Genomic DNA, 4,195 nt, shown 5'->3' with positions numbered 1-4,195 from the left:
CACCGGTTCGCCACCGCCCGCGCCCTGGTCAAACATGCCGGCCTCGCGCCGCGGGAGAAACTGTCGGGCAGCTTCGTCGGGCGCACCAAACTCACTGGCCAGGGTCGCCCCGGACTGCGGCTCGCGGCCTGGCGGGCGGTCTGGGGTGCGCAACGCACCAACCCCGTCTACGCCGCCAGATACGCCCACCTGACCACCCGCGAGCACAACAAGCTGCGCGTGACCCAAGCCCAGACCGTGATCGCCGCCGCGATCCTGCGTCACCTGCACGCCGTGATCACCACCGGCAAAGCCTGGGACCCGAACATCGCCACCCACGGCACCCGAGCACGAACCGAGCCCGCCGCCGCTGCCTAACCCGGCGCGACATCAGCAACCATCGCGGCGCACAAGCAGACGGTCGGGGCGAGCCCTCCGCGGCATAGAGAAACACGCTGATCTCGACGCACATCATGGGCAGCCCCGCCCGTCGTCTCACCAACCCGATCACACGCTGCCGGGACCAACCCCATTCAGCTATGCAGGGACAGACGACGGACGAGGCACCGACCCAAAGCTTGCGCAAAACAACTCACGCTGATGTGCGAGCGAATCGGCTACTGCCCAAACGTGAAGCGCAAGTTGGCGTTGATGAGTTGGTTGACGCGCTTGCGCATGTGGCCGACGAGGGCATCGTGGGGAGCTGGCTCGTCTACCAAGAGCGTCCAACACAGGTCGGTGCCTTGGCCAGCAAAGTCTGGCCGTGGCAGCCTGAGTTGGCCCCACCGTGACGGCTTGAACTGGCTCCACTAGCGCGGCGCTGCGTCGCCGCTGTGACGGTCTGATTTGGCCCCGCTTGCCGACACGCCGGGACGGTTGTGACGGCTTGATCTGGCCCCACTTGACCGTGATCACCGACCGATTCGGTGATCACGGAAGGGGTCGGAGGGTGAGGTCGAGGGTGGAGTTGTTCGCGGCGATCAGACGCGACGCGCGGGTCGAGGAGTGCTCGATCCGCGAGCTGGCCGAGAAGTATCACGTGCATCGGCGCACGGTTCGGCAGGCGCTGGCCAGCGCGGTCCCGCCGCCGCGCAAGACGCCGGCGCGGATCTCGCCGCGGCTGGAGCCGTTCAAGACGACGGTCGACGGCATGCTGCGCAGCGACCTGGACGCACCGAAGAAGCAGCGGCACACCGCCCGCCGCATCCTGGCGCGGCTGGTGGATGAGCACGGCGCAGTTGCGCTGTCGTATTCGACGGTGCGTGACTATGTGCACAAGCGCCGGCCGGAGATCGCCGCCGAAGCGGGCAAGCCCACCGAGGAGGGCTACGTCCCACAGACCCATCCGCCAGCAGCCGAGGGTGAGGTCGACTTCCACGACCTGTGGGTGATCTTGCGTGGGGTCAAGACCAAGACAGCGCTGTTCACGATGCGGCTGTCGTACTCAGCAAGGGCGGCGCACCGTGCGTCGCTGTCGCAGGGACAGGAGGCGTTCCTCGAGAGCCACGTCTACGCCTTCGACCGGCTCGGCGGCGTCCCGCTCGGGCAGATCCGCTACGACAACCTCAAGCCCGCAGTATCGCGGGTGCTGTTCGGCCGCACCCGGGTCGAGTCCGACCGCTGGGTCTCGTTCAGGTCGCACTACGGTTTCGACGCGTTCTACTGCATCTCTGGACACGAGGGCAGCCACGAGAAGGGCGGCGTCGAAGGCGAGGGCGGCCGGTTCCGGCGCAACCACTGCGTCCCGATGCCGGTTGTCGACTCGATCGAGGAACTCAACGAACTGCTGGAACGCTGGGACAACGAAGACGACCAGCGCCGGGTCGGCAACCGCACCAACAACGTCGGCACCGACTGGGCCTTCGAGAAGACGCTGCTGCGCCCGTTGCCGGTCGAGCCGTTCGACACCGCGCTCACCCTTACCCCGCGGGTGGATCGGTATGCGCAGGTGATGGTGCGGTGCAACCAATACAGCGTCCCGGCGCGGTTCATCGGGCACCGGGTGCGGGTCAAGCTGTCCGCCTCGATGGTCGACGTCTATGAGAAGAACACCGTCGTGGCTCGTCATCAGCGCGCGATCGGCAAGGGCGTGAAGGTCCTCGACCTGGACCACTATCTGGAGATCCTGTTGCGCAAGCCCGGCGCGCTGCCCGGCGCCACCGCTCTGGTTCAGGCCCGCACCGCCGGTGTGTTCACCGCCACCCATGACGCGTTCTGGGCTGCCGCCCGCAAAGCGCTCGGCGACAGCGCCGGGACGCGAACGCTGATCGAGGTGCTGCTGCTGCACCGCCACCTCGAACACGCCGACCTGCTCGCCGGCATCACCGCCGCGCTGTCGGTCGGCTCGATCAGTCCCGACGTCGTGGCCGTCGAAGCCCGCAAAGCCGCACAACGACGAGGCGTCTCCGCGCCGCCGATCGAGGCGACACCGCGCCACCGGGACCAGGTGATCAGCCTCACCGAACGGCGCCTGAGCGAGCTGCCCGGCGACGACCGGCCGCTGCCCTCGGTCGACGCCTACGACGACCTACTCGGAAAGGCCAGTTCATGAGCACAGCGACGACCACCAGGAGCACACCGGCCACACGGCGCGGGGTGACCGAGCAAGCGGCTGCCGCCGCGATCGACTCCGGCACCCGCGTGCTGCGGCTGCCCACGATTCGCGACCGGTTCGAAGAGATCGCCGCAGCCGCGCAACGCGAACAGCTGTCCTACCTCGGCTTCCTTGCCGAACTCGTCATGGCCGAATGCGACGACCGCGACAAGCGCCGCGCCGCCCGCCGGATCCACGACGCCGGCTTCCCGCGTGACAAGCGCATCGAGGAATTCGACTTCGACGCCAACAAGTCGATCAACCCTGCGGTGATCCACCAACTCGCCACTTGCACCTGGATCAAAGCCGGCCACCCACTTTGCCTGATCGGCGACAGCGGCACCGGAAAATCGCATCTGCTGATCGGTCTGGGCACCGCCGCGGCCGAGGCCGGGCACCGAGTCCGTTACACCCTCGCGTCCAAACTGGTGAACGAGCTGGTCGAGGCCGCCGACGACAAGCAGCTGTCCAAGACGATCGCCCGCTACGGCCGCGTCGACCTACTCTGCCTCGACGAACTTGGATACATGGAACTCGACCGGCGCGGCGCCGAACTCCTCTTCCAGGTTCTCACCGAGCGAGAAGAACGCTCAGCGGTGGCCATCGCCTCTAACGAAGCCTTCAGCGGCTGGACAAAAACCTTCACGGACCCTCGGCTCTGCGCGGCCATAGTTGATCGCTTGACATTCGCCGGACAGATCATCGAAACCGGCACGACCAGCTATCGACTCGCGCACGCGCGCGTCGCACGATCCCGATCATGAGCAGCGGATCAAGCCTGCTTTGCGACACTCTTTCCATGAGGCTCGGTTCGGACGGCGAGGACCTCCTGGAGCTGTCGATCGTCGGCTACCAGTTCCCTGAGGCAGAGAACCCGCAACAGCGCTACAGCTGGCACATGGTGCAGGGGCGAGCGCAGACCGCCGACGAGTCGTGGGGCTTCTGCTGGCAGGCGCTCACCTGCGATGAATCAACCCGTCTGGTCAGATGGCTCGGCGAGATCGCAGACGCAACAGCACGCGGCGGCACTCCGCCGGCCACAGGCCCATGTCGCGCTTCGTTCACCGAGCCCAACCTCGCGTTCGAGCTCGCCTCGTATCAAGATGGTTACGCACTGATCCGGGCCGAGCTCGACCTGGAATTCCGCTCGCCAGCCAATCGACCAGACCACCGCGCCGGCCGCCCGAACGTGCTGACGCTGCGCGCGTCAGCAGAGCAGATTTCTGCTGCTGTCGCGGACTGGGAAGCGGACGTCTCGCGCTACCCCGACCGCCTCGCCGACAACTCGTGAGTCACTGCGGCGACCACACACTCCGATCGTTGACCTTGAGATCCGATGGGACCGCCGGTTCTCCGTCGACATAGATCCACAGCACGTCGCCGACGCGGTCCGGATGCAATCCAACTTCGATCAGCACGTCAGGACCACTCTCGACCTCGACGGTGAGCGAGTCGTTCGGCAGCAACGCAAAGTCGTCGCCATACGGCTCGACGTTCCAGCGCCGAGGGCGCTCGTCCTCGTTCGTTACTCGCACTCTGATCACGGCGGCAGCGTGTCAGACGCAGACCGACCGGGGCCACTTCGAACCGTCGCTCCGGGGCCGACTCAAGTTGACACGGCCA

The 4,195-nt window shown here is 66.7% G+C and carries 5 protein-coding genes; 4 read left to right on the top strand and 1 reads right to left on the bottom strand.

Features of this window, described 5'->3' with window-relative positions; translation table 11 throughout:
* From VH969_RS25060 to VH969_RS25045, 4 genes are all read left to right on the top strand, one after another.
* On the top strand, window positions 1–357 hold a 357-nt coding region (locus VH969_RS25060), incomplete at its 5' end, for a transposase (protein ID WP_331978409.1).
* Window positions 358–928: 571 nt separating this feature from the next.
* On the top strand, window positions 929–2,530 hold the full coding sequence (gene istA, locus VH969_RS25055) for an IS21 family transposase (protein ID WP_331978407.1): 1,602 nt from the start codon (window positions 929–931) through the stop codon (window positions 2,528–2,530).
* Between the two features lie 44 nt (window positions 2,531–2,574).
* Window positions 2,575–3,336 carry an IS21-like element helper ATPase IstB gene (gene istB / locus VH969_RS25050; protein ID WP_331978405.1) on the top strand — a complete coding sequence of 254 codons (762 nt, stop codon included), beginning with the start codon at window positions 2,575–2,577 and terminating at the stop codon, window positions 3,334–3,336.
* Window positions 3,337–3,371: 35 nt separating this feature from the next.
* Window positions 3,372–3,863: a WapI family immunity protein gene (locus VH969_RS25045; RefSeq protein WP_331978403.1), complete on the top strand. Its 492-nt coding sequence runs from the start codon at window positions 3,372–3,374 to the stop codon at window positions 3,861–3,863.
* A 1-nt stretch (window position 3,864) separates the two neighbouring features.
* Here VH969_RS25045 and VH969_RS25040 read toward each other — a convergent pair whose 3' ends face one another.
* The gene (locus tag VH969_RS25040; RefSeq protein WP_331978401.1) at window positions 3,865–4,116 is read right to left on the bottom strand and encodes a hypothetical protein; all 252 of its coding nucleotides are present in this window, start codon (window positions 4,114–4,116) and stop codon (window positions 3,865–3,867) included.
* Window positions 4,117–4,195: the final 79 nt, after the last annotated feature.

Origin of the sequence: Actinophytocola sp., from assembly GCF_036555685.1 — a bacterium.
Lineage (GTDB): Bacteria > Actinomycetota > Actinomycetes > Mycobacteriales > Pseudonocardiaceae > Actinophytocola.
Note: the sequence above shows the minus strand (reverse complement) of the source record. Positions and strands in the feature narration are given on the sequence as shown.